Annotated in this window: 4 protein-coding genes; 3 read left to right on the top strand and 1 reads right to left on the bottom strand. The window is 69.2% G+C overall.

What is annotated here, in order from left to right:
* Nucleotides 1–334: 334 nt before the first annotated feature.
* On the top strand, nucleotides 335–538 hold the full coding sequence (locus NA11_RS46185; RefSeq protein WP_174567778.1) for a hypothetical protein: 204 nt from the start codon (nucleotides 335–337) through the stop codon (nucleotides 536–538).
* Nucleotides 539–556: 18 nt separating this feature from the next.
* Here NA11_RS46185 and NA11_RS35040 read toward each other — a convergent pair whose 3' ends face one another.
* On the bottom strand, nucleotides 557–1711 hold the full coding sequence (locus NA11_RS35040; protein WP_069166369.1) for a DNA recombination protein RmuC: 1155 nt from the start codon (nucleotides 1709–1711) through the stop codon (nucleotides 557–559).
* 180 nt (nucleotides 1712–1891) lie between these two features.
* Between NA11_RS35040 and NA11_RS35035 the strand changes: the two genes are divergently transcribed.
* Nucleotides 1892–3070 (top strand): exonuclease SbcCD subunit D, encoded by a 1179-nt coding sequence (locus NA11_RS35035; protein WP_069166368.1) that lies wholly within the window; start codon nucleotides 1892–1894, stop codon nucleotides 3068–3070.
* A 354-nt stretch (nucleotides 3071–3424) separates the two neighbouring features.
* Nucleotides 3425–5980, top strand: a 2556-nt coding sequence (locus tag NA11_RS35030; RefSeq protein WP_141718024.1) for an AAA family ATPase, incomplete at its 3' end; no start/stop codon positions are given.

Here is a 5980-nt window from a genome sequence, read left to right as displayed (position 1 = left end):
CTCTGGGCTCTGTGAACCGTACGAAAGGTCTGTGGTTCGACAGCTCCAGCACCCTGCGGTCCGGGCCTGCGGTCGACGGCGAGCGCCGCCCGGGCTGTGGCCAGTCGTTGGTGTCCGGCCAATACCCTTGCGATCCTGGTCCCTTCACGGAGTGGATGGAGTCGGCGAGGCTTGTCCGCTCACGCCGGTGTCGGCGAGCAGGCGCGGTCGTAGTAGCGGCCTGCTGCGCGACTTAATGCCTGGCTGCGTGGCCTTGGGTGTCGACACCCGGGATACACAGACCCTTCGTACGGTTCACAGAGGCGCTGGGCTCTGTGAACCGTACGAAAGGTCTGTGGTTCTACAGCTCCAGCACCCTGCGGTCCGGGCCTGTGGCCGACGGCGAGCACCGCCGGGTTGTGGCCAGTCGTCGGCGGCCAATACCCTTGCCGTCCTTGCCGTCCTTGCCGTCCTTGCCGTCCTTGCCGTCCTTGCCGTCCTTGCCGTCCTTGCCGTCCTTGCCGTCCTTGCCGTCCTTGCCGTCTGGCGGAGTGGATGAGTCGGCCAGGCTTGCCCCTCAATCGGTGTCGGCGAAGCCGACTGCGCGCGGCCAGGTGTCTACTCGGTGGATCGCGGGAACTTCTTGTTCCGCGATTTCCAGGTCGTGCAGTTTGCGGGCGGTGACCATGACCCGTGACTCGACGGAGGCGACGGTGTAGTTGAACGCGTCGACGGCCTTGCCGAGCTGTGCACCGAGACGATCCAGGTGCCGTCCGGTCATGCCGAGCCGGGCGTACAGCTCCTTGCCTAATTGCTGAACGGTTGCCATATCGCGGGACAGCGCCTCCTGTCGCCACCCGAAGGCGACCGTGCGCAGCAACGCGATCAGGGTGGTCGGCGTCGCAAGAATGACGTTGCGGCCGAAGGCGTATTCCAGCAATCCCGAGTCGGTGGTCAGTGCGGCGTCGAGGAACGGGTCGCCAGGCACGAACAGCACCACGAATTCCGGTGCCGGGTCGAAGGCGGCCCAGTACGCCTTGTCGGCAAGTTGGTCGATGTGCCCGCGCAGGTGTTTCGCATGCCTGGTCAGATGTTCGGCCCGCAGGTCGGGGTCGTCGGCCGTGCTGGCGTCGAGGTAGGCGCTGAACGGCACTTTCGCGTCGACCACGATGTGCCTGCCGCCCGCGAGATTCACCACCAGGTCGGGCCGGACGTTGCCGGTCCGGTCGGTGGAGCCGTCGCCGCGGGCCGCTCGGGTCACCTGGGTGTCGAAATCGCAGTGCCGCGTCATGCCGGCCAGCTCGACCACTCGCTCCAGTTGGATCTCGCCCCAACGCCCGCGAATCTGTGGCGCCCGCAGCGCGGCGACGAGCTGACTGGTCTGGCTGGTCAGCTGCGTTGAGGTGCGCTGCATTCCTGCGACCTGCTCGCGCAGGCTCGAATAGGCGTTGATCCGATGATGTTCGACCTGCTGAATGTGGTGGTTGAGCGCGCCGACCGCCTCGCGAAGCGGGTCGACCAGCGCGCCGACCGCGTGCGAATGCCTGCGTGCCGCATCCTCGTTCGCTGCGTTGAGCGACTGCCGCAGCAACCGCTCGTTGTCGCCGGCCGCCGCGAGTCTCGCCTCTGCCGCCGTCGCCCGGTGCCCGGCGCGCGCGGCATGGCCGAGCCAGCCGAGCCCAACCCCTGCGGCGAATACCAGCATCAGTGCGACGAGCATCGGTGCGGTCATAGCGCAGATAGTGCCGCACGCCACCGACAAAGCGGGTCGATGGGCAATCTGCCAGCGCTGTGTCGGCTACCACCGGGTGCTTCCTGCGGGCATCGGTCAAGCCGTGCATACGTGAATCCCTGGCGCTGACCGAGTGTCTCGATTGAATTCTGTCGGTGCACTCGCCTACGGTTTCGCGGCATGCGGATGCTGCACACGTCGGACTGGCACATCGGGCGCACGTTCCACGGGGTCGATCTGCTTGCCGACCAGGCGCGCGCACTGGCCGCGATCGCGGAGCTGGTGGCCGAGGCCTCGGTCGATGTGGTGGTGCTGCCCGGCGACGTGTACGACCGGTCCATTCCGAGTGCGGACGCGATCGCGGTGTGTAACCGGGGATTCGAGGCCATTCGCGCAGCAGGCGCCAGGATCGTCGCGACCTCGGGCAATCACGATTCCCCTGCGCGGCTCGGCGCCGGTGCGAGTTTCGCGGCCGCCGGCGGGTTGTATCTGCGCACCACGGTCGCCGACGCCGACCGGCCGGTGCTGCTGGAGGACGCACACGGGCCGGTGGCGTTCTACGGCATCCCCTATCTGGAGCCGGACATCACCCGTGCGGAACTCGGTGTGCCACAGGCCCGTTCGCACGCCGACATTCTCGACGCGGCGATGCGCCTGATCCGCGCCGATATCGCGCAACGCGACGGCACCCGCACCGTGGTGCTCGCGCATGCCTTCGTCGTCGGCGGCGAGGCGACGGGCTCGGAGCGGTCGATCTCGGTCGGCGGCGTGGAGACCGTGCCGATGTCCGCTTTCGACGGCATCGACTATGTCGCGCTCGGCCACCTGCATTCGCCACAGACGCTGTCGGAGTCGGTGCGCTACTGCGGGTCCCCGCTGCCGTATTCGTTCGCGGAGAGCTCGCATCGCAAGGCCGTGTGGCTCGTCGATCTCGATGCCGCCGGGCTGCATTCGGTCGAGCGCCGCGATCTACCCGTGGTGCGCGGGCTCACCAGGCTCACCGGCACGCTCGACGAGTTGCTCGCCGACGAGGCGCACACCCAGGCCCAAGAGGACTACGTGTCGGCGGTGCTCACCGACTCGACGCGTCCGGTGGACGCGATGCGCAAGCTCCGCGAGCGCTTCCCGCACGCGGTGCACGTGGAGTGGGTGCGGCCGGAGGGCAACCCGGAGTTGCGCTACCGTGAACGGGTGCACGGCCGCCGCGACACCGAAGTAGCGCAGAGCTTCCTCACCGACGTGCGCGGTGTGCCCACCGACAGCGAAATGGCTTGGCTGGAGCGAGCACTCGCCGCCGCGGTCGCTGAGCCGGATCGGGTGCTGAGCCCCGCGGAATCGGCCAGGGAACTGTCCGCTTGAACGAGCGCCAGCGAGTGAACAAGGACACAGCCGAGGATCGCTCGGTCACGGCGGAGCCGCGCGTCGGCGGGGTGCAGTCGTGAGCGAGTGTCAGCGGGTGAACCATTGCCTGGCGTCGCTCGGTCGCAGTGGAGCCGCGCGTCCGCGGGGTGCAGTCGTGAGCGAGTGCCAGCGGGTGAACCAGTGCCTGGCGTCGCTCGGTCGCAGCGGAGCCGCGCGTCGGCGGGGTCCAGTCGTAAGCGAGCACGAGCGGGTGAACCAGTGCCTGGCGTCGCTCGATCCCGACGGAGCCGCCCGTCGGCGGAGCCGAGTCGTGCACAGCCGACGCCCTGTCGCGCCGCGGGCGGCCATTCGATGAGGCTGCACCGGCTGGAGATGACCGCCTTCGGCCCGTTCGCCGAGACCACGGTTGTCGACTTCGACGCGCTCGGCGCCGACGGCCTGTTCCTGCTGCACGGGCAGACCGGCGCAGGCAAGACCACCGTCCTCGACGCGATCGCGTTCGCGCTCTACGGCCGGGTGCCCGGCGCCCGCGGGGAAAGCAAACGCCTGCACTCCGACCACGCCGCCGAGCAGACTCCGCCGCAGGTGATGCTGGAGGCGACCCTCGGCGGGCGCCGCCTGCGGTTGACCCGCATCCCCGAATTCGAACGCCCGAAGTTGCGCGGCACCGGCATGCGCACCGATCCCGCCAAGGCGACGCTGGCCTGGCTGGACGGTCGCGGCGAGAACCTGTCCCGCATCCCCGATATCGGTGACGAGATCATCCGGCTGCTCGGCATGAGCGCCGATCAGTTCTTCCAGGTGGTGCTGCTCCCGCAGGGTGATTTCGCGCGATTCCTGCGGGCGGACAACGAAGATCGCGAGAAGCTCCTCGAAAAGCTTTTCGACACTGAACGATTCGGTACTGCCGAACATTGGCTGGCCGACAAGCGCCGCGCCTCCACCGCTGACCTGGACTCGCGTAAACAGGCCATCGACCGATTGATCGCCAAGGTCGGCGTCACGGCGGGCGTGAGCGGGGCCGAGACCGCGAGCCCCTTGGATGCTGTCGCCTGGTCCCAGGACCTCCTCGCCACCGCACGCACGGATCTGACCACCGCGGCCGCGACAGCCGAACGCTGCCAACAGGAATCGGCACGGGTCCGAACCCGCGCCGAGGAACAGCGCCGTCTGCACGAGCTACGTCGCCGAATGGCCACTGCGCGTACGCAACTCGACGATTACATCGCCAACAAAGACCACCGCACAGCCTTGCAGGCCGAGCTCGAACTGGCCCGCCGCGCCGAACCGGTCGCCGCCGCCATCGACGAAGCGCGCACCGCCGTCATGCAGATGCGCCGCCAGGATGCCGAAACGGTCAGCGCAGCAAGAAAGTTGGCTGCCCGCCTGCTGGAACCGGCCGGTGCCGACCTCGCGGGTGCCGAACTGGTCGATATCGAAGGCGCGCTTGCCGGCGCCGACGACCGAAGTGGCGCTGAGGCGGGCCCGTCTACTCGTGCAGGCGCGCCTTCTGGTGCGGATGATCGACGTGGCGCTGAGGCGAGTCCTTCTGCTCGTGCAGGTGCGCTTTCTGGTGCGGATGATCGAGGTGGCGCTGAGGCGAGTCCTTCCAACCGTGCGGGTGCGGCGCGCATCGGCGCGAAGACGACCGATCCTGCGGATACTGGGCGAAGCCGAGCTGGTGCGACGGGTACCCCGACCATCAGGGCCGACGCTGACATCGACGCCGCGATCCGGCAGTGGAGCGCGCTGATCGGTGGCCTGGACGAGATCCAGTCCGACGCCACGGCCGCCACTCGGCTCACCAAGGAGCTGGCCGGACTGCGCGACGCGGACACGGCGCTCAACACTCAGGTGACGAAGCTGACCCGGCTGCGCGAACAACTCCCCGGTGCACTCGCCACCCTCGATGCGCGCCTGAACGAGGCCACGCGCGCGGCCGCCACGTTGCCGACGCTGACCGCAGAATGTGAGCGCCTGCAGACCGCTGCCGCGGCTGCGGTCGAACTCGCCTCGCGCAAAACAGGTTTGGATCATGCCCGCGTCGAGTGGGAGTCGGCACGCGCCACGCACAACGACGCCAGGGAACGCGTCCTCGATCTGCGTGAGCGCAGGCTGGCGGGCATGGCCGCCGAACTCGCGGACGGTTTGGCCGACGGCAAGCCCTGTGCCGTCTGCGGTTCCGCCGACCATCCGGCACCCGCCAGGCCGACCGCGAGCGCCGTCTCCAAGGAGGCCGAAGACGCCGCCATTGCCGCCGAACGCGCCGCCGAAGACGCGCGCGACCGGGTGCAGGCCCGGATCTCCAGCCTGGAACGCGACATCGAGGCGCTCACCGCCCGCGGCGGCGACGCCGACCGCGTCGAGCTGGCTGCCGCCCTCCGTGCCGCCACCGACCGCTACGAAGACACCGCGGAACTCGCCGCCCTCGCCGACGGCCTGACCGCCGAACTCACCCGCCTGCGCACCGACGAGACCCGCCTGCACGACGAACTCCGCGAATCCGATTCCCGCCGAAGCACCGTCGCCGCAAACATCGCCACCGCCACCGCCCGCCTCGCCGAACTCACCACCCGCCTCCGCACCGCCGCAGGCGGCGACGAAACCATCGACCGTCGCCGCGCCCGCCTCACCGCCCTCATCGCCGACGCCACCACCCTCCGCGACGCTCGCGCCGAAGCCGCCGCCGCCCGCGAACAGGTCGCCACGATCGCCGACCGCGTCGAAGCACTGGCCCGCACCGCAGGTTTCCTCCCCACCCAGGACACAGAGCAACCGCAACCAGCAGCAACTACCGCACACACCGAACCACAGTCCACCGCAACCGCTTCCGATGCCATGTCAGGTGCCGCGCCTGCCGAAGCGCAGCCTGCCGCAACCGGTTCCGATGTCACAGCGGGTGCCGCG

Source organism: Nocardia altamirensis NBRC 108246 (assembly GCF_001612685.1).
Taxonomy (GTDB): domain Bacteria; phylum Actinomycetota; class Actinomycetes; order Mycobacteriales; family Mycobacteriaceae; genus Nocardia; species Nocardia altamirensis.
Note: the sequence above shows the minus strand (reverse complement) of the source record. Positions and strands in the feature narration are given on the sequence as shown.